Origin of the sequence: Rhodococcus sp. BP-160 (genome assembly GCF_019836205.1) — a bacterium.
Lineage (GTDB): Bacteria > Actinomycetota > Actinomycetes > Mycobacteriales > Mycobacteriaceae > Rhodococcoides.
Map to the genome: position 1 here is coordinate 11721 of NZ_JABUEK010000002.1, position 24220 is coordinate 35940.

17 protein-coding genes and 1 tRNA gene are annotated in these 24220 nt (G+C 70.1%); 10 read left to right on the plus strand and 8 right to left on the minus strand.

The genetic code is table 11. The features are described from left to right. Nucleotides 1-91 precede the first annotated feature (91 nt). Nucleotides 92-2671, plus strand: coding sequence for an alpha-glucan family phosphorylase (glgP, locus tag HQ306_RS06395; protein WP_222629460.1), 2580 nt, complete (start codon nucleotides 92-94; stop codon nucleotides 2669-2671). Nucleotides 2672-2683: 12 nt separating this feature from the next. On the opposite strand, the gene HQ306_RS06400 is transcribed toward glgP, so the two are convergent. Genes HQ306_RS06400 through HQ306_RS06410 form a run of 3 tightly spaced genes read right to left on the minus strand, consistent with a single transcriptional unit; the run spans nucleotide 2684 to nucleotide 6630 of the window. Beyond that, nucleotides 2684-4741: an ATP-dependent DNA helicase gene (locus HQ306_RS06400; protein WP_308115421.1), complete on the minus strand. Its 2058-nt coding sequence runs from the start codon at nucleotides 4739-4741 to the stop codon at nucleotides 2684-2686. A gap of 42 nt (nucleotides 4742-4783) precedes the next feature. Beyond that, nucleotides 4784-5338 carry an isochorismatase family protein gene (locus HQ306_RS06405; protein ID WP_027505486.1) on the minus strand — a complete coding sequence of 185 codons (555 nt, stop codon included), beginning with the start codon at nucleotides 5336-5338 and terminating at the stop codon, nucleotides 4784-4786. 2 nt (nucleotides 5339-5340) lie between these two features. Then, complete coding sequence (locus tag HQ306_RS06410; RefSeq protein WP_308115420.1) at nucleotides 5341-6630, minus strand: nicotinate phosphoribosyltransferase; 1290 nt, start codon at nucleotides 6628-6630, stop codon at nucleotides 5341-5343. A 60-nt stretch (nucleotides 6631-6690) separates the two neighbouring features. On the opposite strand from HQ306_RS06410, the gene clpS reads away from it, so the two are divergent. The 7 genes from clpS to rdgB all read left to right on the plus strand — a co-directional run bounded on the left by clpS (nucleotide 6691) and on the right by rdgB (nucleotide 11678). Then, on the plus strand, nucleotides 6691-7002 hold the full coding sequence (gene clpS / locus HQ306_RS06415) for an ATP-dependent Clp protease adapter ClpS (RefSeq protein WP_027505488.1): 312 nt from the start codon (nucleotides 6691-6693) through the stop codon (nucleotides 7000-7002). Nucleotides 7003-7044: 42 nt separating this feature from the next. Next, the gene (locus HQ306_RS06420; protein WP_222629466.1) at nucleotides 7045-7629 is read left to right on the plus strand and encodes a DUF2017 domain-containing protein; all 585 of its coding nucleotides are present in this window, start codon (nucleotides 7045-7047) and stop codon (nucleotides 7627-7629) included. Continuing rightward, nucleotides 7629-8687, plus strand: a complete 1059-nt coding sequence (locus tag HQ306_RS06425) for a P1 family peptidase (RefSeq protein WP_222629477.1) — start codon at nucleotides 7629-7631, stop codon at nucleotides 8685-8687. Before HQ306_RS06420 ends, HQ306_RS06425 begins: the two co-directional genes overlap by 1 nt. 67 nt (nucleotides 8688-8754) lie before the next feature. Further along, nucleotides 8755-9399 carry a rhomboid family intramembrane serine protease gene (locus tag HQ306_RS06430; RefSeq protein ID WP_056448929.1) on the plus strand — a complete coding sequence of 215 codons (645 nt, stop codon included), beginning with the start codon at nucleotides 8755-8757 and terminating at the stop codon, nucleotides 9397-9399. Nucleotides 9400-9490: 91 nt separating this feature from the next. Further along, nucleotides 9491-10249 (plus strand): cyclic nucleotide-degrading phosphodiesterase, encoded by a 759-nt coding sequence (locus HQ306_RS06435; protein WP_037185729.1) that lies wholly within the window; start codon nucleotides 9491-9493, stop codon nucleotides 10247-10249. A 72-nt stretch (nucleotides 10250-10321) separates the two neighbouring features. After that, entirely contained in the window at nucleotides 10322-11074 is a 753-nt protein-coding gene (gene rph, locus HQ306_RS06440) for a ribonuclease PH (RefSeq protein ID WP_027505493.1), read from the plus strand. Further along, entirely contained in the window at nucleotides 11067-11678 is a 612-nt protein-coding gene (gene rdgB, locus HQ306_RS06445) for an RdgB/HAM1 family non-canonical purine NTP pyrophosphatase (RefSeq protein WP_308115419.1), read from the plus strand. The genes rph and rdgB overlap by 8 nt, the downstream gene beginning before the upstream one ends. On the opposite strand, the gene HQ306_RS06450 is transcribed toward rdgB, so the two are convergent. The 4 genes from HQ306_RS06450 to HQ306_RS06465 all read right to left on the minus strand — a co-directional run bounded on the left by HQ306_RS06450 (nucleotide 11668) and on the right by HQ306_RS06465 (nucleotide 13306). Then, nucleotides 11668-11982: a DUF3817 domain-containing protein gene (locus HQ306_RS06450; protein ID WP_373425275.1), complete on the minus strand. Its 315-nt coding sequence runs from the start codon at nucleotides 11980-11982 to the stop codon at nucleotides 11668-11670. The two genes, rdgB and HQ306_RS06450, sit on opposite strands and share 11 nt — an antisense overlap. Before the next feature lie 59 nt (nucleotides 11983-12041). Beyond that, nucleotides 12042-12455, minus strand: a complete 414-nt coding sequence (locus HQ306_RS06455; protein WP_027505496.1) for a hypothetical protein — start codon at nucleotides 12453-12455, stop codon at nucleotides 12042-12044. 70 nt (nucleotides 12456-12525) lie between these two features. Then, nucleotides 12526-12610: transfer RNA gene (locus HQ306_RS06460), tRNA-Leu, on the minus strand. 12 nt (nucleotides 12611-12622) lie between these two features. Further along, nucleotides 12623-13306, minus strand: coding sequence for a hypothetical protein (locus HQ306_RS06465; protein WP_222629502.1), 684 nt, complete (start codon nucleotides 13304-13306; stop codon nucleotides 12623-12625). Between the two features lie 451 nt (nucleotides 13307-13757). Between HQ306_RS06465 and HQ306_RS06470 the strand changes: the two genes are divergently transcribed. Further along, the gene (locus HQ306_RS06470; protein ID WP_308115418.1) at nucleotides 13758-22958 is read left to right on the plus strand and encodes a polyketide synthase; all 9201 of its coding nucleotides are present in this window, start codon (nucleotides 13758-13760) and stop codon (nucleotides 22956-22958) included. Further along, complete coding sequence (locus tag HQ306_RS06475; RefSeq protein ID WP_027505498.1) at nucleotides 22955-23347, plus strand: holo-ACP synthase; 393 nt, start codon at nucleotides 22955-22957, stop codon at nucleotides 23345-23347. The genes HQ306_RS06470 and HQ306_RS06475 overlap by 4 nt, the downstream gene beginning before the upstream one ends. 39 nt (nucleotides 23348-23386) lie before the next feature. Here the strand turns inward: HQ306_RS06475 and HQ306_RS06480 are convergent, their stop codons facing one another. Continuing rightward, nucleotides 23387-23998 (minus strand): TetR/AcrR family transcriptional regulator, encoded by a 612-nt coding sequence (locus tag HQ306_RS06480; RefSeq protein WP_027505499.1) that lies wholly within the window; start codon nucleotides 23996-23998, stop codon nucleotides 23387-23389. Between the last annotated feature and the right edge of the window lie 222 nt (nucleotides 23999-24220).

Consider the following 24220-nt stretch of genomic DNA (forward strand, 5'->3'; position numbering starts at 1 on the left):
CTCGGACGCCACCGGGAGAAGTACCCGAACGGCTCCTCGGCAAACGCGGAACCACGGTGCGCGGCGGTCGCCCGCAGTAGTCTTCGGAATCGTGAAAGCACTCCGCAGATTCACCGTCCGCGCGCAGCTCCCGGCCCGACTCTCCGGACTCGCCGAACTGTCCGTCAACCTGCGATGGTCGTGGCATCCGCCGACCCTGGAGCTGTTCGAGAGCATCGATCCGGACCTGTGGGTCAGTGGTGACCGCGATCCGGTGCGCATCCTCGGCGAGGTGCGCTCGTCCCGCCTCGAGGACCTGGCGAACGACGACGCGTTCGTCCAGCGCGTGGATGATCTCGTCGCCGATCTGCACCTCTACCTGGCGCAACCCCGATGGTTCCAGCAGCAGGTCGACTCCGGTGCGGATCTGCCGGTGGGCATCGCGTACTTCTCGATGGAGTTCGGCGTCTCCGAGGTGCTGCCCAACTACTCCGGTGGTCTCGGCATCCTCGCCGGCGATCACCTCAAGGCCGCGTCCGATCTGGGGTTGCCCCTCATCGGCGTGGGCCTGCTGTACCGCTCCGGGTACTTCCGCCAGTCGCTGACGGCCGACGGCTGGCAGGCCGAGCGGTATCCGTCCCTCGACCCGCAGGGTCTGCCGCTGCGACTGCTCACCGACGAGTCCGATTCCCCGGTGCTCGTCCACGTCGCGATGCCGGGCGACCGCGTGCTGCGCGCGCGTATCTGGATCGCCCAGGTCGGACGCATCCCGCTGCTGCTGCTGGACTCCGACATCGCCGACAACGATCCCGAGCTGCGCGGCGTGACCGATCGTCTCTACGGCGGCGATCAGGACCACCGGGTGAAGCAGGAGATCCTGGCCGGGGTCGGCGGCGTCCGCGCCGTGCGTGCCTACACCGAGTACCACTCGCTTCCCGCGCCCAGCGTCTTCCACATGAACGAGGGCCACGCCGGCTTCCTCGGTCTCGAGCGCATCCGTGAACTGCACGCGGGCGGGCTGGACTTCGATTCCGCGCTCGCCGCGGTGCGAGCGTCCACCGTCTTCACGACGCACACTCCCGTGCCCGCCGGTATCGACCGCTTCCCCGCGGATCTCGTTCGCCTCTACTTCGGAGACGGCACGGCGGAGTCGTCGCTGCTGCCCGGCATCGAGATGGAACGCATCCTCGAACTCGGCCGCGAGAGCGACCCCGCGGTGTTCAACATGGCCCACATGGGGCTGCGGTCGGCGCAGCGCGCGAACGGAGTCTCCAAGCTCCACGGCATCGTCAGTCGCGGCATGTTCGACGAACTCTGGCCCGGATTCGACGCGTCCGACGTCCCCATCGGCTCGGTCACCAACGGCGTGCACGCACCGACGTGGGCGTCGCAGCGGTGGCTCGACCTCGCGGCGCGCACGGTGGGAACCCGCACGATGGAGGAGGCGCAGGGCTGGGAGCATCTGGCCGAGGTCTCCGCATCGGACCTGTGGGAGACGCGTTCGGCGCTGCGGTCCGATCTGGTCGCGGAAGTGCGCCGCCGCGTGCGCCACTCGGCCCTCGAGCGCGGGTCCACCGACGCCGAACTCGCGTGGACGGACGACGTGTTCGACCCGTCGGTGCTCACGGTCGGATTCGCGCGCCGTGTCCCCACCTACAAGCGACTGACGTTGATGCTGCGGCAACCGGAGCGCCTGCGCGCCATGCTGCTCGATCCGGTCCGCCCGGTACAGCTGGTGGTGGCCGGCAAGTCGCACCCCGCGGACGACGGTGGCAAGGCGCTGATCCAGCAGATCGTGCGATTCGCCGATCAGCACGACGTTCGGCACCGCATCGTCTTCCTGCCCGACTACGACATGTCGATGGCCCGCTACCTCTACTGGGGATGCGACGTCTGGCTCAACAACCCGTTGCGGCCGCTCGAGGCGTGCGGCACCTCGGGCATGAAGTCCGCTCTCAACGGTGGACTGAACCTCTCCATCCGGGACGGATGGTGGGACGAGATGTACGACGGGGAGAACGGCTGGGCCATCCCCACCGCCGACGGCGTCGTCGACGAGAACCGCCGCGACGATCTCGAGGCCGCGGCGCTGTACGAGTTGCTCGAGAAGTCGGTGCTCCCCAAGTTCTACGACCGGGGCGACGACGGGTTGCCGGCGCGCTGGGTCGAGATGGTGCGGCACACCCTCACGGTCACGGGCCCGAAGGTGTTGGCGTCCAGGATGGTTCGCGACTACACACAGCAGTACTACGGTCCCGCCACCCGGGCGGGTGCGGCGGCGATCTCCGACGACTACGCCGGTGCGAAGGCCATGGCCGACTATCGGCGCCGCGTCGATGCGGCGTGGCCCGCGGTCACGGTGACCGACGTCGAGGCGGACGGGCTGCCGGACACCCCGGTGCTGGGTTCGACACTCACCCTGTCCGCGACGGTGGGGCTCGGCGGACTCGGCCCGTCGGACGTGTCCGTGCAGGCCGTGTTCGGCCACGTCGATCAGGACGAGCAGCTCGGCGACGTCGTGACGGTCCCGATGCTGCACCAGGGATCGGCCGCGGGCGGCGAGCGGTTTCTCGCCGACACGACGCTGCCGCTCTCCGGGTCGGTCGGATACACGGTGCGGGTCCTGCCGCACCATCCGCTGCTCGCGGGAGACGCCGAGCTCGGTCGGGTCGCGGGTCCGTCCCCGATGTAGGTCCCTCCAGGTTCAGGTCTGGGTGGCGGTGAGGCGCGTCAGCGCCTTGCGCACGATCTCCGGGTCCGTCGTCTCCCAGAACGGTGGGAGCGACGCCCGGAGGTAGCCGCCGTATCGCGCCGTGGCCAGTCGGGAGTCGAGCACGGCGACGACGCCCTTGTCGTCGACGCTGCGGAGCAGTCGGCCGACACCCTGGGCCAGCAGTAGCGCCGCGTGGTTCGCGGCGACGGCGAGGAACCCGTTGCCTCCGCGCGACTCGACGGCGCGCTGCCGCGCCACCAGCAGCGGATCGTCGGGTCGCGGGAACGGTATGCGGTCGACGATCACGAGTGTCAGTGACCGACCGGGGACGTCGACGCCCTGCCACAGGGAGAGCGTGCCGAACAGTGACGTGGCCTCGTCCTGCGCGAAGCGCTCGACCAGGGCGCCGGTGGCGTCGTCGCCCTGGCACAGCACGGGGGTGTCCAGCCGTTCGCGCATCTCGGCCGCCGCGGCCTTCGCCGCCCGCATCGACGAGAACAGTCCCAGAGTGCGGCCACCCGCGGCGCGCACGAGCCCCGCTATCTCGTCGAGCTGACTCGGCGACGTACCGTCGCGCCCCGGTGCGGTGAGGTGCTTGGCGATGTAGAGGATGCCGGCCCTGCCGTGGTCGAACGGCGATCCCACGTCGAGCGAGTTCCACCGGAACGTGTCCGCGTCGGACGGTGCCTCGGTGCCGGTCGCGAGGGCCGCGTCGACGCGGGTGGGGTTGGCGGCCGGCAGACCCCAGTTGACGGCGAGACCGTCGAACGAGCCGCCCACGGTGAGCGTCGCGGAGGTGAGGACCACGGTCGACTCCGCGAACAGCCGGGTCCGGAGCAGTCCGCCGACGGACAGCGGTGCCACCCGGACCACCCGCTTCACGACGCCGCGGAACTCGTCGACGGCCAACCACACCACGTCCCGCCGCTTCGCGGGATCGCTCTCCTCGTACGTCTCGAGAATGCGCACCGCGGTGTCGTGCACGTCGTCGATGGCGGCGAGAGCCGCGGTCCGCGCGGCCGCCGCGTCGGGGTCCGCGGCGGCGCCGCCCTGCTTGGCCGGCCCGATGGCCGTGCGCACGGCCCACGCGGCGTCGCGGATGCTCGCGATCGTCTGGGACGCGCCGGGGGGCAACTCCTCCCAGCGTCCGCCCTCGAGTTCGTCGAGCAACGCGGCGAAACCCTCTGCAGCGCCGGCCAGTCGGTCGAGGATCTCGTCCTCCACGAGCTTCCCGCAGCGACGCATGGCGGCGCCGACCGCGGTCGCGGACATCTCCGCCGTCGCCGCGGACGTCACCCGGTCCACGAGCTCGTGCGCCTCGTCCACCACGACGACGTCGTGTTCGGGCAGCACCGAGATGCCGGTGATGGCGTCGATGGCGAGCATCGCGTGATTGGTGACCACGACGTCGGCGCGCGCCGCGTCCACCCGGGCGAGCTCGGCGAAGCAGTCCTCGCCGTAGGGGCAGCGCGACTTCCCCAGACACTCGCGGGAGGTCACGCTCATCTGCCGCCAGGCCTGATCGGACACGCCGGGGTTCAGCTCGTCGCGGTCACCGGTCTCGGTGTCCGAGGACCACTCGGTGATGCGCTTGACCTCACGGCCGAGCCGCGACACGGCGAAGGCGTCGAACAGCTCCTCCTCCGGGGCGTCGGACGGTGCGCCGTGCAGTTTGTTGAGGCACAGGTAGTTGCCGCGGCCCTTGAGGATCGCGAATGTCGGTTCGTGCGCGAGGGCCGTGGTGAGAGCCTTCGACAGACGCGGCAGGTCGCGGTCGACCAGCTGACGCTGCAGCGCGATGGTCGCCGTGGACACGACGACGGTCTTCCCCGACGTCACCGCGTGCCGCAGCGACGGAACCAGGTAGGCGAGCGACTTGCCGGTGCCGGTGCCCGCCTGCACCGCGAGGTGCTCGCCGGTGTCGATGCTGTGCGCGACGGCCGAGGCCATGGTGAGCTGGGCCGTGCGCTCGGTGCCGCCGAGCGCCGTCACCGCGGTGCTGAGCAGACTCGGAACGGTGGGTAACTCGGACTTCGACTTCGGCGGCACCGTGCGAGGTTACGCCGGTGTGCCGACGCGTCGGGCTCTCGGTCAGCGGTCGGCGTGTACACCCTCGTCGGCGAGTTCGGCGAGAACTGCCGGCACCGTCGTGGGGCTCACCGCGGCGCAGTAGTCCAGCAGCACCGTCGTCTCGAAGCCGGCGCGCGCGGCGTCGCGGGCCGTGGCGCGGACGCAGTGATCGGTGGCCAGGCCGACGACGTGGACGGCGTCGATGTTCCGAGCGCGGAGCCACTCCGCGAGGCCTGTGCCGGACTCGTCGGCACCCTCGAAACCGGAGTAGGCCGCGTCGTACTCGCCCTTCGAGAAGACTGCCTCGATCGGGGTGAGGTCGAGATCGGGGTGGAAGTCGCAGCCGGGTGTGCCGACAACGCAGTGCCGCGGCCAGCTGTCGACGTAGTCCGGGGTCTCGGAGAAGTGGGCGCCGGGGTCGACGTGGTGATCACGTGTCGCGACGACGGCGTCGTAGCTCGCGCCGGCGACGAGCGTGCTGACGGCGGCGGCGACTCGCGCCCCGCCTTCGACGGCCAGCGAGCCGCCCTCACAGAAATCGTTCTGGACGTCGACGACGACGAGTGCGGTGGCCACGGTCAGGAGAATACCGTCGGCACGGCCGGATCTCCCTGGGACAGACCGAGTCCCTCCCAGGGCAGTGATCGCAGGCCCTCCGCGACCAGCGTGCGTGCGTCCTCGACCGTGGCGGTGTGCACGATCTCGCCGCCGCGCACCATGGGTACGGACAGCTCCCGCACCGTGTACGGATCGGTCGCGGGCAACGGCGCGCCGGCCTTCGTCACCAGCTCCTCGACGACGGTGCCCGTGCTGCGGGCCAGGCGGACGGCGCGCTTGCGTCCACCGCGCGACTCCTTGTGCGAACTGCGCTTGGCCACGGGGATGCCGTCGACCTCGACCAGTTTGTAGACCATGCCGGCGGTCGGTGCGCCCGATCCCGTGACGACGGACGTGCCGACGCCGTAGGTGTCCACGGGCTCGGCCCGCAGCGAGGCGATGGCGTACTCGTCCAGATCGCCCGAGACGACGATGCGGGTGCGCGTGGCGCCGAGGTCGTCGAGCTGCCGACGGACCTGCCGCGCCAGGACACCGAGATCGCCCGAGTCGATGCGCACGCCGCCGAGCTCGGGCCCGGCCACCTCGATGGCCGTCGCGACGCCGGCGGTGATGTCGTAGGTGTCCACCAACAGCGTGGTGCCCACACCGAGGGCGGCGATCTGCGAGCGGAACGCCGCGGCCTCGTCCGGCCCGTCGACGCCCGTGTGCAGCAGCGTGAAGGCGTGCGCACTGGTTCCGGCGCCCGGAATGCCGTGGCGGCGGACCGCTTCGAGGTTGGACGTGGCCGCGAAACCGCAGATGTACGCGACGCGCGACGAGGCCACCGCCGCTTCCTCGTGGGCGCGTCGAGAACCCATCTCGATGAGCGGCCGGCCGTCGGACGCGGAGACCATGCGGGTGGCCGCGGCGGCGATGGCGCTGTCGTGGTTGTAGATCGACAGTGCGAGCGTCTCGAGGATCACGCACTCGGCGAAGGTGCCGCGCACGGACAGAACGGGGGAGCCGGGGAAGAACAATTCGCCCTCGCGGTAACCGTCGATGTCTCCGCCGAACCGGTAGCTCCGGAGCCAGTCGAGGGTGTCCGCCTCGAGGAACGACAACGACGCGAGTTCGTCCTCACCGAAGCGGAAGTCGCGGAGAGCGTCGAGGAAGCGGCCCGTGCCCGCGACGACGCCGTACCGCCGCCCGTCGGGAAGCCGCCGGGCGAACACCTCGAAGGTGCAGGCGCGATGCGCCGAACCGTCGCGGAGGGCGGCCGACAGCATGGTCAGCTCGTACTGATCGGTGAACAGCGCAGTGGAGGTCACCACTGCACCCTAGAGCGGTCACCGTGTCACGGGGCGACCGATGTACGCCGTATCCTGGGCGGCATGGCTTCGGATCTCACCGCGACACTTCCGCAGGCCACGCCCGACGAGGCTGTGGAGGTGTCCGAGGACACCGCGACGGACACACCCTGGGTCACCATCGTCTGGGACGACCCGGTCAACCTGATGCACTACGTCACCTACGTCTTCCAGAAGCTGTTCGGCTACAGCAAGGACAAGGCGACGGAGCTGATGATGCAGGTGCACTCGGAAGGCAAGGCGGTCGTCTCGAGCGGGCCCCGCGACAAGATGGAGATCGACGTGCAGAAGCTGCACGCGGCGGGCCTGTGGGCCACCATGCAGCACGACGTCTGACTCTCGAACACTCGTCTCACCCACTCTGGAAGGACCGTCGTCGTGCGCATGTGGACCCGGAAGAACGCGCTGGGCGGCGTCAAGTTCAAGTCGGAGATGGACGGCCGCGAGGTGGCCGTCCTGCGGTCGCTCGTCGAGTCGGTGGTGGGGCTGCTGGAGCGACGGGGCGACGAGGCGCCGACCGACGACCTGGCCGAGCTCACCGGCATGCGATCCGGCAACACCTCCGCTCCCGAGGACCCCACGCTCGCGCGGTTGCTTCCCGATTTCCACCGGCCCGAGGGCGCAGACACGGCCGAGTCCGACGCGCTCGCCGAGCAGGCCGACCTCAACGGCGCCCTCCGCAGCCTGTACGAGCCGGACATCATCGACATCAAGCGCGCCGCAGGCGCGACCATCCTGTCGACGCTGCCGAACGGCGGCGGCAAGATCGTTCTCACCCGCGAGCAGGCCGACTCCTGGCTGACCGGGCTGAACGACGTCCGGCTGGCCCTCGGCACCACCCTCGGCATCGATGCGGACACCCCCGACCAACTCGAGGAGGACGATCCGCGAGCACCGCACCTGGACGTCTACCACTGGCTCACCTGGATGCAGGACTCGCTGGTCCAGGTACTCATGCCGTGATGCGCGACCTGCTGTCGGACGTCGCCGGACTGACCGTCGGACACCACCACGTGCTGGATCCCGAGGTCACGCTGTCCGACGAGCACCACGACGGCGTCGGACGCGCGACCGGCTGCACCGTCGTCATGACGGACGCGCCGGTCACCGCGGCCGTCGATGTCCGCGGCGGCGGGCCGGGTACCCGCGAGACCGACCTGCTGGATCCGTCCCACGCCGTGCAGCAGATCGACGCGGTGCTGCTGACAGGCGGTTCCGCCTACGGTCTCGCGGCGGCGGACGGAGTCATGCGCCACCTCGAGGAGCATCGGCGCGGCGTGCGGATGGGCCGAGACGACCGTGTCGTCCCGATCGTGCCGGGCGCCGTGATCTTCGATCTACCGATGGGGGACTGGTCCGTGCGACCGGACGCGGAGTTCGGACGAGCAGCTGCGGCAGCCGCGTCCGCCGACTTCGCGCTCGGATGCGTCGGCGCGGGGACGGGCGCGCGCGCCGGGCTCCTGAAAGGCGGCGTCGGCAGCGCGTCGACACGGATCGAGACCGGCGCCGCGGCGGGTCTGGTGGTCAGCGCGTTGATGGTCGTCAATCCCGTCGGATCGGTCTTCGACCCCGCGACGGGTGTCCTGTGGAGTGCGGCGTCCGTCCCGGAGGTGGGCCTGCGAACCCCGAGTGCGGACGACGTGCGGGCGGCCGCCGAGCTCGCGCCGAAGGACACCTCCCTCAACACGACCATCGGCGTCGTCGCCACGGACGCGCAGCTCACCGAGTCGGAGTGCCGGCGGGTGGCCGTCGCCGCACACGACGGGCTCGCACGCGCGATCCGACCGGCCCACTCGCCGCTGGACGGCGACACGATCTTCGCCATCGCGACGGGACGGGCGGCCGCCCGCCCCGCCGAGGTGGACATGCCGATGATGATGCCCGATCTGGCCGTGCTCGACGGAGTGTGCGCGGCGGTCGCCCCGGTGGTCGAGCGCGCCATCGCGCGGGCGATCCTCGCCGCGAAGGCGGTGGCCGGGGTTCCCGCCTATCGGGACGTGTTCCCGAGTTCCGGCGCGTGAGCCCGACCCGCACTCTCGAGTATCGTCGAAACCGGACATCACCTCTCGCCTCACGATCGGGAACGCCATGACCCTCGGAACCTCCGGCGCGCAGCCGGCCACGCAGCCGCGACGCTCGCGCTGGGCGAGCGCCGCCATGGTGATCGGTGGCTTCGTCGCCGTTCTGTACGTCATCGAGGCGGTGGACGTGGCGTCCGGTCTCGCCCTCGACCGGCACGGCATCGGCCCCCGATCGGTCGACGGTCTCCAGGGCGTCGCCTTCGCCCCTCTGCTCCACCACGGGTGGGACCACCTGTTCGCCAACACCGTTCCGCTGCTGGTGTTGGGATTCGTGCTGATGCTCTCGGGCATCGCGCGCGGTCTGGCCGTCACCGCGGTGGTGTGGATCGTGGGTGGGCTGGGCACCTGGCTGACGGGCGAGACCGCGTCCCTGCACGTCGGCGCCTCGATCATCGTGTTCGGGTGGTTGTCCTACCTCATCGTGCGCGGCGTCTTCGCCCGCGATCTCGGGCAGTTGCTCGTCGGGGTCCTGGTGCTGCTCGTCTACGGCAGCGCGTTGTGGGGGGTGCTCCCGACGCAGGAGGACGTGTCGTGGCAGGGCCACCTGTTCGGCGCACTCGCGGGAGTACTGGCGGCCTGGATGTTCGCCGGTGCCGCACGTCGGCAACGCGCCGCGCGCACGCTCCCGCCGTCGCCCACCCTGCACCGGTGACAGGAGCCGTGCGCACCCTTCGGACATCTCACGACACGGTGTGTCGCCGAACTCTCTCGGACCTCTCACCGCGCGTGGCAGCATGACACCCATGCGTCTCACGGTTCTGGGTTGTTCGGGCAGTGTCTCGGGTCCGGACTCGCCGGCATCGGGATATCTCATCGAGGCGCCCGACACCGCTCCGCTCGTCATGGACTTCGGGCCCGGTGTTCTCGGTGCCCTGCAGAAGTACGTGAACCCCGCCGACGTGCACGTGCTGCTGTCGCACCTGCACGCCGATCACTGCCTCGACGTCCCCGGACTGCTGGTCTGGCGCCGGTACGGCCCCACTGCGGTGGAGGGCCGTGCCGTGGTCCTCGGGCCGTCGGACATGGCGTTCCGTCTGGGCGTGGCGTCCGCGGAGAGCGGTGGCCGGATCGACGACATGTCGGACACCCTCGATCTGCGGTACCTCCGAGACGGTTCCGTGGTGACGTTCGGTGCGCTGACCATCGAGCCGCGACGCGTGTACCACCCGCCGGAGTCCTACGGCATGCGCATCACCACCGAGAGTGGAACCGTCCTGGCCTACACCGGGGACACCGGAATGTGCGACGCGGTGGTCGAACTGTCGACCGGGGCCGACGTGCTCCTGGCCGAGGCGTCGTGGACACACGCCGCGGATCGCCCTCAGGGCGTACACCTCTCGGGTACCGAGGCCGGCCGGCTGGCGGCCATGGCGGAGGTCTCGGAACTGCTGCTCACCCACATCCCGCCGTGGACGTCACGCGAGGACGTCGTCGCGGAGGCGAAGGCCGAGTTCGGTGGTCCGGTGCACGCCGTCTCACCCGGCTACGTCGTCGAGGTCTGACCGCTCGCACGTCCCTCGGGGCGCGGCAGTCCGTCCCCGGGCCGTGTCGGCGACCCGACTAGGGTGGCAGGCGTGTCCACACGTGAAGACGGCAGAGCAGACGACGAACTCCGCACCATCACCATCACCCGCGGTTTCACCTCGCACCCGGCAGGATCGGTGCTGGTCGAGTTCGGCAACACCCGGGTGATGTGCACCGCCAGCGTGGAGGAGGGGGTGCCGCGGTGGCGCAAGGGATCCGGGCTCGGCTGGCTCACCGCCGAGTACGCCATGCTTCCCGGCGCGACGCACACCCGCAACAGCCGCGAATCGGTGAAGGGCAAGGTCAGCGGACGCACGTCCGAGATCAGCCGACTCATCGGGCGCTCGCTGCGGGCCTGCATCGATCTCGCCGCTCTCGGTGAGAACACCATCGCCCTCGACTGCGACGTGCTGCAGGCCGACGGCGGGACGCGCACCGCGGCGATCACGGGTGCCTTCGTGGCACTGTCCGATGCAGTCACCTATCTCGCGGCTCACGGCAAGCTCGCCGATCCGCAGCCCATCTCCTGCGCCATCGCTGCCGTGTCGGTCGGCGTGGTGGACGGCCGCGTCCGGTTGGACCTGCCGTACGAGGAGGACTCCCGCGCCGAGGTGGACATGAACGTCGTGGCCACCGACACCGGAACACTCGTCGAGATCCAGGGCACCGGCGAGGGCGCGACCTTCCCGCGGTCCACCCTCGACGCCATGCTCGACAATGCCCTCGCCGGCTGCGAGCGCATCTTCGCGATCCAGAAGGAGGCTCTCGCGGCCCCTTACCCCGGTGAGCTGCCCGGTGCCTGACGTACGGCTCCTCGTCGCCAGCCGCAACGCGAAGAAGCTCGCCGAACTGCGGCGGGTGCTCGATGCCGCGCAGGTCGGCGGCGTGGAACTGGTGGGGCTCGACGAGGTCGCCGAGTACCCGGAGACTCCCGAGGCCGGGGCGACCTTCGAGGAGAACGCTCTGATCAAGGCTCGGGACGGCGCTGCCGCGACCGGAATGCCGTGTGTGGCAGATGATTCGGGGATCGCGATCGACGCGCTGAACGGTATGCCCGGAGTGCTGTCGGCGCGATGGTCGGGGCAGCACGGCCAGGACGAGGCGAACACCGCGCTGGTGTTGGCGCAACTGGCCGACGTACCGGACGAGCGGCGCGGTGCGGCGTTCGTCTCCGCCTGTGCGCTGGTGCTGCCGGACGGACGTGAGCACGTGGTCCGCGGCGAGTGGCGGGGGAGTGTGTCGAGAACCCGTGCCGGAAGCGGTGGATTCGGTTACGACCCGATCTTCGTTCCGGACGGTGCCGGGCAGTCCGCTGCCGAGATGACGCCCGCGGAGAAGGACGCGTCGTCCCATCGCGGCGTCGCGCTGCGCCGGTTGCTCCCCGAGATCACCGCGCTCACGCAGTAGGTCGGACGGCGAAGTCCCGCTTCACCTGCTGGGTGCGGCGGTGCTCGATGACGAACGACAGGAACGGCACGGTGCCGGCGAGGAGCGTGCCGATGGTGCGGCCGACGGGCCAGCGCACCTTCACGGCGAGGTCGAGCGTGACGATCAGGTATGCGAAGTAGACCCAGCCGTGCACGATCGCGATCCACCCGGGCAGGTTCTCGACGCCGAAGACGTACTTGGCCACCATCTCCGCGGTCAGCACCAGCAGCCATACGCCGGTGGCGTAGGCGAGAACGCGATAGCGCAGAAGCGCGGGCTCGATCCGCCGGTCGGTCGGCCGACCCCCGGTGCTTCGAGCGGCGGGACGAGGTTCTGCGGTGCTCACGAAGTGCTCCTGTCGTTCTCGCGGCCGGCGTCCAACTCCGCGAGATAGCTGTTGTACTCCCGCAGTTGACGAGTCTCCTCGTCGTCGGCAGTGTCGTCGGGCAGGCGGGTCGTCCGAGCTGTCGGGCGCTGCGGGAGGAGATCGGTGGGGATCTCGGTGATCACCGTGGACTCCACCGGTTCGTCCACGGTGTCCTCGAGTTGGACGAACCGTCGGTAGGCGAACACGACGAAGGCGGCGAAAAGGGGCCACTGGAAGGCGTAGCCGAGATTCTGACCCGTGCCGGACGACGATTCGAATCGTTCCCACTGCCAGTACCCGAGCGCCAGGCATCCGCAGGCGGCGACGATGACCAGCACGATGAGTGCTGGGCGGCGCGTCCTGGGGGTGGTGTCCCGGCTCTGATCCACACCACGACGGTACCGGACCGCGCACGGTCAACGACACCGCGTCGTAGGGGTCGTGGTGGGACTCACCTGCTGGTGCGCGAGGGGGGACTTGAACCCCCACGTCCGTCGGACACCACATCCTAAGTGTGGCGCGTCTGCCATTCCGCCACTCGCGCGTGCAGGTGAGTCTAGACGACCTCGGCCGGCACCTCGCGGGTCCGCGGCCTGCGGACGAGCGAACGCTGGTAGCGCCACACCGCGTGCCGCAGCGTCGCGCGGTCGGTGTCGAGGTCACCTGCGACCGCGTCCAGGACGGCACTCCGGTCCTCGACTCCGTCGACGGTCACGGCGAGTGTCACGCGCAGGAAGTCGTCGACCCCGGCGTCGCTCAGCGGTGACGCCACGCCGAGGGCGCCGAGAAAGCACTCCCATGACAGCTCGCCGACACCTGCGACGGAGACGAACGCGTCGTGTTGCGTCTCGGACCCGTCCACGTCCGTCGCCCCGGTCACCCCGACTGCGAGCAGTGCGGCGGCGACGGCCCGCGCGGCGTCGGCCTTGGTCGAGTGATTCCCCGGAACCCGCTGCCGGTTGTCCACGACGTCGGCATCGAGCGTGGTGAGAGCGCGGAGATCGTCCACCGCGCCGCCGCGCGAGTGCCGCCACGCGGCGATCACCCGGCGCACTCCCGTGGTGGGACCGCCGTACGTCGCTCTCGACGAGAACACGGCGTCGAGGAGAGCGGCCTCGACGTCCCCGGCCCACCCCGGAAACCAGAACGGCCAGGTCTCCCGTGGAATCACCGCGTCGACGGCGGTAGCGGTGGCAGTCTGCGTCGAACGGTCGATGATCGCTGCGATGGTGTCGGTCATGTGAGTCCCCCCGGTCTCGGTGCACGACGTGTGCGATCAGGAAGGTAGACGGACGGTCCGACAGGAACCGCCCGTCCGCTGGTATAACGAATTGGTAACGATGAACACGAGGAATCCCTCAGGTTCCTCGCCCGCGAAAACCGCCCTGGTCTGCAGCGATCGACCCTACTTTCGGGTCAGTTGAGCCGCCGTTTCTGGCCACGATCACGACGTACCCGCGGGTAGCACTAGGACGTCAAACAGAACGTGAGGAATTCCTCATGATTCCGTGTCATCCTTGAGCCCACGAGATGCGAGTGGTCCGTCGATGACGACTGCCCACCGTCTCGGGCTCCCGGAGTCTCGTGTCGCCGGTGGCCCAGCAACGTCGAACAACTCAGCCACGTCGAACGAGCCCAGCGTCAGAAGTACCCAGCACCTCGCGATCCGAGGTAGGAGAGGACACGCACGCGTGACCATCAACGAGAGCACTCCCCCCAACCGCCAGCGCTCCACCGATCGGGCGGAGTCGCTCGCGGAGCGGTTCGTCGCGGGCGAGCCCTACGCGTTCGCCTTCGGTGGCCAGGGTGCGCCCTGGTTGCCCACCCTCGACGAGCTGACCCGGGACTGTGCACTCGAGCCGCAGATCACCGATCTCGTCAACACCGCGGCCGACATCCTCGCGCCCGTGGCGCAGGAGCTCCTGGTCGTGCGGCCCCTCGGCTTCGATCCCATCGCCTGGATGCTGGAGCAGGAGCTCGCCGACGATCCGTCGGCCGGTCCGTCCACCGCAGCCCTCGCCTCCGCGGCCGTCTCCGTCCCCGGCGTCCTCCTCACCCAGATGGCCGCACTGCGCGCGCTGTCGGTGCAGGGACTGGACTGGACCGCCACTCCGCCCTCCGCCGTCATCGGCCACTCGCAGGGTGTCCTCGCCGAGGCGGCTGTCGCCGATCTCGGACGCAGTGACGCCGAACTGCTGGCCGTCGCGCAGCTCATCGGTGCCGCAGCCGGTCTCGTCGGCCGCCGCCGTGCCCTCATCGGCTCGGGCGAGCGGGCTCCCATGATCGCCGTCTCCGCCGTCGACCCCGTCCGTCTGCAGGCCATCGTCGACGAGGTCGCGGGCGACGACGCCACGACGTCCGCCGTCGTCGCCATCCGCAACGGTCGCCGCCGCGTCGTCCTCAGCGGTCCGTACACCAAGCTCGTCCGCGTGCAGCAGCGCTGCGAGGAGATCTCGGCCACCGAGACCCGCGAGCGTGAGGCCAAGAAGCGTGGCGGCGCGATCTTCGCTCCCGTCTTCGAACCCCTCGACATCGAGGTCGGCTTCCACCACCCGCAGATGGGTGAGGCCGTCGACGTCGTCGGCCAGTGGGCCGAGCGCTGTGGCGTCGACGTCTCTCGTGCCCGCGCACTCGCGCAGGCCATCCTGGTCGATCCGGTCGACTGGGTCGCCGCGACCGAGTCCGTGGTCACCGCCGGCGCCTCGTGGATCCTCGACCTCGGTCCCGGTGACGCCCTCACCCGCCTGACCGCATCGAACATCAGTGGCCACGGCGTGGGCGTCGTCGCCGCGTCGACCCGCACCGGGCACCGCAACCTCCTCACTCCCGGCGCCGCACCCGAGGTGGACCGGCCGTGGAGCGACTTCGCCCCGTCCGTGGTCACCCTCCCGAACGGATACACCGCCGTCGAGACGTCCTTCACCAAGCTGACGGGTCGGTCGCCGATCCTGCTCGCGGGCATGACCCCGACCACCGTCGACCCGAAGATCGTCGCCGCCGCGACCAACGCCGGCCACTGGGCCGAGCTCGCCGGTGGCGGACAGGTCACCGAGGAGATCTTCGCCGGCCACGTCGCCGAGCTGCAGGAGCTCCTCGAGCCGGGCCGGTCCGTGCAGTTCAACTCGCTCTTCCTCGACCCCTACCTGTGGAAGCTGCAGCTCGGCGGCAAGCGCCTCGTGCAGAAGGCCCGCACGGCGGGTGCGCCGTTCGACGGCGTCGTCGTCACCGCGGGCATCCCCGAGCTCGACGAGGCCGTCGCGCTCATCGAGGAGCTGACCGAGGTCGGCATCAGCCACGTCTGCTTCAAGCCGGGCACGGTGGCGCAGATCCGCGCGGTGATCCGCATCGCCAACGAGGTTCCGGACTATCCGGTCATCGTCCACATCGAAGGTGGCCGCGCCGGTGGCCACCATTCGTGGGAGGACCTCGACGACCTGCTGGTAGCCACCTACGCGGAGCTGCGGTCGCACGACAACATCGTCATCTGCGTCGGCGGCGGCATCGGAACTCCCGAGCGCGCAGCCGACTACCTCACCGGACGCTGGTCGGAGGCCGCCGGCTTCCCGGCCATGCCGCTCGACGGCATCCTCGTCGGCACCGCCGCGATGGCCACGCTCGAGGCGACAACGTCCCCCGAGGTCAAGCAGCTCCTCGTCGACACCCCCGGAACGCCCGACTGGGTCGGTGCCGGCACCGCGATCGGCGGCATGGCCTCCGGCCGCAGCCAGCTCGGCGCGGACATCCACGAGATCGACAACGCCGCCTCGCGGACCGGTCGTCTGCTCGACGAGGTCGCCGGCGACGACGAGGCCGTGGCCGCCCGCCGCGACGAAATCATCGCCGCTCTCGACGCCACCGCGAAGCCGTACTTCGGGGACGTCGCGTCCATGACGTACCTGCGCTGGCTCGAGCGTTACCTCGAGCTCGCCGTCGGGCACGACATCGACACCGACACTCCGTGGCTCGACGTCACGTGGCGCGTCCGCTTCCGCGACATGCTCCAGCGCGCCGAGGCCCGCCTGCACCCCGTCGACCGTGGCCCCGTTCCCACCCTCTTCGCCGAGGACGACATCCTCGATCGCCCCGCCGATGCCCTGCGGGCACTCGTCGCGGCCTACCCCGATGCCTCGACGGTCGAGCTGCACCCGGCCGACGTGCCGTTCTTCATCTCGCTGTGCCGCATCCCCGGCAAGCCGGTCAACTTCGTTCCCGTCGTGGACAAGGACGTTCGCCGCTGGTGGCGCAGTGACTCGCTGTGGCAGGCCCACGACGCGCGGTACTCGGCAGACCAGGTCTGCGTCATCCCCGGCACCGTGGCCGTCGCCGGCATCGACCGGCTGAACGAGCCGGTCGGCGATCTGCTGAACCGCTTCGAGAAGGCCACCGCGGATCGCCTGCTCGGCTCCGGCGCGGACTCCGTCGCCGTCGCCACCCGCCGTCATCCCGACATCGCGGGCGGTCTCGTGGGCATGGTGCTCGCCGCTCCGGACATCACCTGGGCATCGCGCCTCGCGCCCAACCCCGTTCGTCGACTCGGTGCACTGTCCGAGTGGGACGTCGTGTCCGACGAGGCCGCCACCCACGCCCGTACCGGCGCCACGCTGACCGTCGCCGGCTCGGACCAGGTGCTCCTCTCGGTCCCGCTCTCGCCCGGCAAGAGCGTCGACATCCGCATCACCGTCCCCGCCTCGGCGGTCGACGGCGGAGCGCCGCTCGTCACCGACGCGGACGCCGAGTCGTCGATGTCCGCACTGCTCGGAGTCGCTGCGGGACAGGAACTCCCGACGGTCAAGGGCGGCGCTGCTCGCCTCAACATCGCCTGGTCGCCCGACCTCGTCGCCGACCATGCGGGTGTCACCGGCTCCGGCCTCCCCGCGGACTACGGCGTCGGCCACTCGGCCGTGCCCGACGTCCTCGTCGGAGCGTGCTGGCCCGCCGTGTTCGCCGTGCTCGGCTCGGCGCGTACCGCCGACGCCGGCTCCGTCATCGAGGGCATGCTCGACCTGGTGCACCTCGACCACCGCATCGATCTCATGGGCACGCTCCCGGACCACCACAGCATCCTGGTGGTGAAGGCGCAGTCGGGCGAGGTCATCGACACCGATCTCGGCCGCGTGGTCGAGGTCTCCGTCGAGATCGGCGCCATGCTGGGCGAGGGCCTCGACGCTCCCGTCGTCGCCACCCTCGTCGAGCGGTTCGCCATCCGTGGCCGCACCGGCACCGGCACGCTGTCGGATCCGCCGCGCGCCGGCGGGTCGGTCACCGACGCGCTGGTCGAGACCCCGCGCCGCCGTCGCCGCGACACCACCATCACGGCTCCGCGTCACATGGGTGCGTTCGCTCAGGTCTCCGGCGACCACAACCCGATCCACACCTCGGACGCCGCAGCACGTCTCGCCGGTCTCGGCGATCCCATCGTGCACGGCATGTGGCTCTCGGCCGCCGCGCAGCAGGTGGTCACCGCCGTCGATCCGGCCGCGACGACTCCGCCGCGTCGCCTCACGGCGTGGACCACGCGCTTCCTCGGCATGGTGCGTCCCGGCGCCTCGATCGACGTCCGCGTCGATCGCGTCGGCTACGAGGCCGGTTCCGAGATCGTCGAGGTCTCCTGCAAGGTCGACGGCGACATGGTCATGATGGCCACCGGCCGCATCGCCGCACCGAAGACGGTCTACGCGTTCCCGGGCCAGGGCATACAGCAGCCGGGTATGGGACTCGACGCACGGGCTCGCTCGAAGGCCGCCCGTGAGATCTGGGAGCGTGCGGACAAGCACACCCGCGCTGCCCTCGGCTTCTCCATTCTCGCTGTCGTGCGGGACAATCCGACCGAGCTGCGGGCCAGGGGAGTGACCCACCGTCATCCCGACGGCGTCCTGCACCTGACCCAGTTCACCCAGGTCGCGATGGCCGTGCTCGGTGTCGCCCAGGTGGCCGAGCTCCGCGAGTCCGGCGCGTTCGTCGAGGACTCGTTCCTCGCCGGCCACTCCGTCGGTGAGTACAACGCTCTCGCCGCCGTCGCCGGGGTCCTGCCGCTCGAGGCCGTCCTCGAAGTGGTCTTCCAGCGCGGCTCCGCCATGCACCAGCTGGTCCCGCGTGATGCGAAGGGCCGCAGCCAGTACCGCATGGCCGCCATCCGTCCGTCCCAGGTCGGCCTCGCCGACGACGACGTCATCGGATTCGTCGAGTCCATCGGTGCGCGCACCGGCGAGTTCCTGCAGGTGGTCAACCTCAACCTGCGCGGCTCCCAGTACGCCATCGCCGGCACCGTCGCGGGTCTCGACGAGCTCGAGCGCGAGATCGACCGTCGCCGTGCCGAGTTCGGCGGCAAGCGGGCCTTCATCCTGGTCCCCGGCATCGACGTCCCGTTCCACTCCACCGTTCTGCGCGGCGGTGTGGACGACTTCCGGGCTCGTCTCCTCGAGCTGCTCCCGGAGACGATCGACCCGTCGATCCTCGTCGGCCGCTACATCCCCAACCTGGTTCCGCGTCTGTTCACGCTCGATCGTGACTTCGTGCAGGAGATCGCCGACCTGGTGCCGTCCGAGCCGCTGGCCGACGTCCTGGGTCGGTGGGACGACTGGGCCGCCCGCCCGGCCGATCTGTGCCGCGTGATCCTGACCGAGCTGCTGGCATGGCAGTTCGCCAGCCCGGTCCGGTGGATCGAGACGCAGGACCTGCTGTTCGCCGACGAGTCGGACGGCGGACTGGGCATCGAGCGTTTCGTCGAGGTGGGTCTGGGATCCGTTCCCACGGTGGCCAACCTGGCGACCAACACGCTCAAGCTTCCCGGTCGCATCGGCCACCCCGTCGAGGTGCTCAACATCGAGCGCGACGCGGCCGTCGTCTTCTCCACGGACACCGATCCGGAGATGGTGGACGAGCCCGAGTCCGAGACTCCCGCTGCCGATCCGGCGGCTGCCCCTGCAGCCGTCGCCGCCCCGGTCGCGGCTCCCGCGGCCCCGGCCGGTGGACCGCGTCCCGACGACATCGCGTTCACGGCGTCGGACGCCACGACCGTGCTGATCGCCCTGTGGACCAAGCTCCGCATCGATCAGATCGGCCCCGCCGACACCATCGAGGCACTGTGCGACGGCGTCTCGTCCCGGCGTAACCAGCTGCTCGTCGATCTCGGTTCCGAGCTGTCGCTCGGCGCGATCGACGGCGCGGCCGACGCCGACATGGGTGCCCTCGCCGGCACCGTCAACAAGCTGGCACGTACCTACCGTCCGTTCGGGCCGGTGCTCAGCGACTCGGTGAACGATCACCTGCGCAAGGTGTTCGGACCGTCGGGACGTCGTCCCGGCTCCATCGCGGAGCGCGTCGCCAAGGTGTGGCAGCTCGGTGACGGGTGGGCCCACCACGTCACCGCCGAGGTCGCTCTCGGCACCAGGGACGGCGCATCGATCCGCGGCGGCGACCTCGGTGGTCTCGCGGACGGTGCCGTCGCCGACGGTGCCGCGGTCGACGCGGTCATCGACGCAGCCGTGACTGCGGTCGGTCAGCGACGCGGCATCCAGGTGTCCATGCCCTCCAGTGGAGGCAGCGGCGGCGGTGGCACCGTCGACGCGGCCGCCCTGGGTGAGTTCACCGAGAACATCACCGGGCGCAGCGGAGTGCTGGCCTCGGCGGCCCGACTGGTCCTCGAACAGCTCGGATTCGCCGAGAACCTCACCCTGCCCGAGGCGGACGCGAGCGAGGCCGAGCTGGTCGACCTGGTGTCCACCGAGCTCGGCACCGACTGGCCGCGTCTGGTCGCTCCGTCGTTCGACGCCCGCAAGGCGGTGCTGATCGACGACCGCTGGGCCAGTGCGCGTGAGGATCTCGCCCGACTGTGGCTGGGGGACGAGAAGGCTCAGGCACTCGCTGTCGACACCTTCGCCGGAACCGGCAGGGCTGTCGCGTCCCAGGCGAGCTGGTGGCAGCAGAAGGCTGACGCCCAGGGGCGCGGCGACCTGGCGGCCACCTACGGCGCCATCGCGTCGGCTGCGGCGCAGTCGACCGAGGCGTCCACCCGCTGGACCGGGCAGGTCGCGGTCGTCACCGGCGCCAGCAAGAACTCGATCGCCGCTGCGGTGACCGGGGAACTGCTCGCCGGCGGTGCGACCGTGTTCCTCACCACCTCGCGTCTCGACGAGAGCCGAGTCGGGTTCTACCGTGAGCTCTACCGCACGAATGCCACTGCGGGAGCAGCCCTCTGGGTGGTCCCGGCGAACATGGCCTCGTACGCCGACGTCGATGCCCTGATCGAGTGGATCGGCAGCGACCAGATCGATTCGGCCGGTGGCGCGAAGAAGCTGGTCAAGCCCGCCGTCACCCCGACGATGCTGTTCCCCTTCGCGGCACCGCGGGTCGCCGGCGAGCTGTCCGACGCCGGTTCCCGCGCCGAGATGGAGATGCGCGTCCTGCTCTGGTCGGTCGAGCGTCTCATCGGTGGTTTGTCGAAGATCGGTCACGACCGCGACGTCGACACCCGTCTGCACGTGACACTTCCCGGTTCGCCGAACCGCGGACTGTTCGGTGGCGACGGTGCCTACGGCGAGTCCAAGGCAGCGCTCGACGCCGTGATGAACCGCTGGAAGGCGGAGCGCACCTGGGCCGAGCGAGTCACGTTGGTGCACGCCCGTATCGGTTGGGTCCGCGGCACCGGCCTCATGGGTCACAACGACCCGGTGGCCAACGCTGCCGAGGCGGCCGGTGTGCGCACCTGGTCCACGGCGGAGATGGCCGAGCAGCTGCTCGCCACCTGCGACGAGGAGTCCCGGACCGCCGCCGCGCAGGCACCGCTCGAGGTCGATCTCACCGGCGGCCTCGCCGAGGCGGGCCTCGATCTGGCCGCACTCGCCAAGCAGGCGGCCGACGAGGCCGTCGCGGACGACGCCGTCGCCGAGGCACTCGCCACCGTCGACGCGCTTCCCGCGCCGCCGCGGCTCGACGAGCAGCCCGCAGCACCCGCGTGGACCGCTCTGGACATCGAGCCGTCCGAGATGGTCGTCATCGTCGGTACGGGCGAGCTCGGGCCGTACGGCAGCGCACGCACCCGCTTCGAGATGGAGGTCGACGAGAAGCTCTCGGCGGCAGGCGTTCTCGAACTCGCGTGGAACACCGGTCTGGTGGTCTGGGAGAACGATCCCAAGCCGGGGTGGTACGACGCCGAGTCGGGCGATCTGGTGCCCGAGGCGGAGATCGCCGACCGGTACCACGACACGGTCGTCGAACGCTGCGGTATCCGGCAGTACGAGGACGACGGCGCGATGGTGAACAACACCGCGCCGCTGCTCACCTCGGTGTTCCTGGACAACGATCTGACGTTCGTCGTCGGCAGCGAGGCGGAGGCACGCGCCTTCGTCGGTGCCGATCCCGAGCGGACGGTCGTGAACCAGAACGCGGAGGGTGACTGGCAGGTCACGCGCAAGGCGGGCACCGAGATCCGCGTACCGCGTCAGATGAAGCTGACGCGCACGGTCGGTGGTCAGATCCCCACGGGATTCGACGCCACCAAGTGGGGCATCTCGCCGGACATGGCGAGCTCCATCGACCGGGTCGCGCTGTGGAACATCGTCTGCACGGTCGACGCGTTCATCACCAGCGGCTTCACCCCGTCCGAGCTCATGCGCTGGACGCACCCCTCGCTGGTCGCCAATACGCAGGGCACCGGTATGGGCGGCATGGAGTCGATGCGCTCGCTGTACATCGACACCCTTCTGGGTGACGCTCGTGCGAACGACATCCTGCAGGAAGCGCTGCCGAACGTCGTTGCGGCGCACGTGGTGCAGTCGTACGTCGGGTCCTACGGCGCGATGATCCACCCGGTCGCGGCCTGCGCCACGGCGGCGGTCTCGGTCGAGGAGGGCGTGGACAAGATCCGGCTCGGCAAGGCGACGTTCGTCGTGGCCGGCGGGTTCGACGACCTCAGCACCGAGGGCATCATCGGCTTCGGCGACATGTCGGCGACGGCGGAGGCCTCGGCGATGCACGCCAAGGGCATCTCGGATCGCCGGTTCTCCCGAGCCAACGACCGTCGACGCGGCGGCTTCGTCGAGTCGCACGGCGGCGGAACGATTCTGCTGGCTCGCGGTGACCTCGCTCTGGAGATGGGCCTGCCCGTCCTCGGTGTCGTCGGATGGGCGCAGTCCTTCGGTGACGGCGTGCACACGTCGATCCCGGCTCCCGGTCTCGGCGCCCTCGGCGCTGCCCGCGGCGGTCAGGACTCGGCGATGGCGTTGTCGCTCAGCGCACTCGGCGTCTCTGCGGACGACATCGCGATCGTCTCCAAGCACGACACGTCGACCAACGCGAACGATCCCAACGAAGCGGAGATGCACACGCGTCTGGCCCGAGCACTGGGCCGCACGGAGGGCAACCCCCTCTTCGTGGTCTCGCAGAAGTCGCTGACCGGACACAGCAAGGGCGGCGCTGCCGCCTTCCAGCTGATCGGTCTCTGCCAGGTGCTGGCCGAGGGCGTCGTGCCGCCGAACCGCAGTCTCGACTGCGTCGACGACACGATGACCGAGTTCGAGAACCTGGTCTGGGTACGCGAACCGCTGCGCTTCGGGGAGCGGCTGCCGTTCAAGGCCGGTCTGCTGACCAGCCTCGGCTTCGGCCATGTGTCCGGCATCATCGCCGTGGTGCACCCGCAGGCGTTCCTCGAGGCGGTTCCGGCCGCGCAGCGCGAGGAGTACACGGCGAAGTCGCAGGCACGTGTGGTGGCCGGCAAGCGGCGGCTGATGGAGGCGATGTGCGGCGGATCCTCGCTGTACGAGCGTCCGGAGGATCGCCGACTGGGCCACGACGGCACGTCGAGCGATGCGAAGCACGAGCTCGAGATCGATCTGCTGCTGAGCGAAGATTCTCGCCTCGGCGCGGACGACGTCTACCGTACGGTGGCCGAGTGAGCATCCTGGGAGTCGGTCTGGATCTGGTGTCGGTCTCGGAGTTCGCCGAGCAGATGGAGAAGGTCGGGACCACCATGGTCCGCGACAGCTTCACTGCCGGCGAGCGCCGCCACGCCGCCACGCGCAGTGCGGACCCCGCGCGGCACTACGCCGCGCGGTGGGCCGCCAAGGAAGCGGTGCTGAAAGCTTGGGCCGCATCACGTTTCGCTCGTGCGCCCCAGATCGGCGACAACCCGTACCCGCTGATCGAGGTCGTCAACGACGCGTGGGGACGTCCGTCGATCAAGCTGCACGGCATGGCCGCGGAGTTCCTGCCGACGGTCAAGATCCACCTGTCGCTGACCCACGACGGCGACATGGCGGGAGCGGTGGCGATCCTCGAGGAGTGATCGTCAGACGAATGACGGAGAAGAGGAGAGCCGACGCGATCAGCGTCGGCTCTCCTTTTCTGCCACCAACAGGTAGGCGCCCATCAGGCGCTTCAGCTCGGCGACGGCGTCGGCGTGACTCTGACCGTCTTGCACCGAGAAGTTGAGCATGGAGTAGACGACGTGCACGAGCACCTCGGCCATGAGGTTGCGGCGGGCACGTGGGGTGCGGGGTGTGAGCGGTGCGAGCACCCGCTCCACCTGGGCGGCGAACGCCTTCTCGTGGATCATGCCGGTGGCGCGTGTGGCCGGGGTGGACTGCATCGCCAACCACACCTCGCGTCGGGACGGATCCGACGTCCACAGGCTGGAGAGATGGTCCAGGAAGTCGTCGAGGAAGCGTAGCCAGTCGAGTGACGGAACCTCGCCGTCGAAGTCGGCGAACTCCTGGCGCACGCCTGCGAGATCCTGGCGACCCAGTTCGCACACGATGACGTACTTGTTGGCGAAGAACTGGTACAGCGTGCCGATGGGCAGCCCGGCGCGGGCCGCGACCTCCTCGCACGTGAACGACTCGAACCCCACGTCGGTCAACAGTTCGCGCGACGCCGTCAACAACGCGTCGAACTTCCGTTTGCTGCGCTCCTGGGTGGGGCGGCGGCGGGGGAGCAGCTCGACGGGCTCGTTCTCGTCCGCGTTCTCGCTGGTGTCGGCCCCGTCGCGGACATCGGTCTCGTCGTGAAGGCCCTGTTCGTGCGCTGTCTCCTCGGTGATCGGGGTGCTGCGCCCCGGTGCTCCGTCGGTCGACTCCACGTCACCAACAGTATCGGTCGACCCACCGTTCTCGAACAGTGAGCTACCGTTCGGCCGCATTCAATATGAACTTACGGTATG

What these genes read in the sequence shown, in the direction of transcription:
- clpS (WP_027505488.1), top strand. Translation starts at nt 6,691, where the DNA reads ATGGCTTCGGATCTCACCGCGACACTTCCGCAGGCCACGCCCGACGAG.
- HQ306_RS06425 (WP_222629477.1), top strand. Translation starts at nt 7,629, where the DNA reads ATGCGCGACCTGCTGTCGGACGTCGCCGGACTGACCGTCGGACACCAC.
- HQ306_RS06430 (WP_056448929.1), top strand. Translation starts at nt 8,755, where the DNA reads ATGACCCTCGGAACCTCCGGCGCGCAGCCGGCCACGCAGCCGCGACGC.
- HQ306_RS06435 (WP_037185729.1), top strand. Translation starts at nt 9,491, where the DNA reads ATGCGTCTCACGGTTCTGGGTTGTTCGGGCAGTGTCTCGGGTCCGGAC.
- HQ306_RS06465 (WP_222629502.1), bottom strand. Translation starts at nt 13,306, where the DNA reads ATGACCGACACCATCGCAGCGATCATCGACCGTTCGACGCAGACTGCC.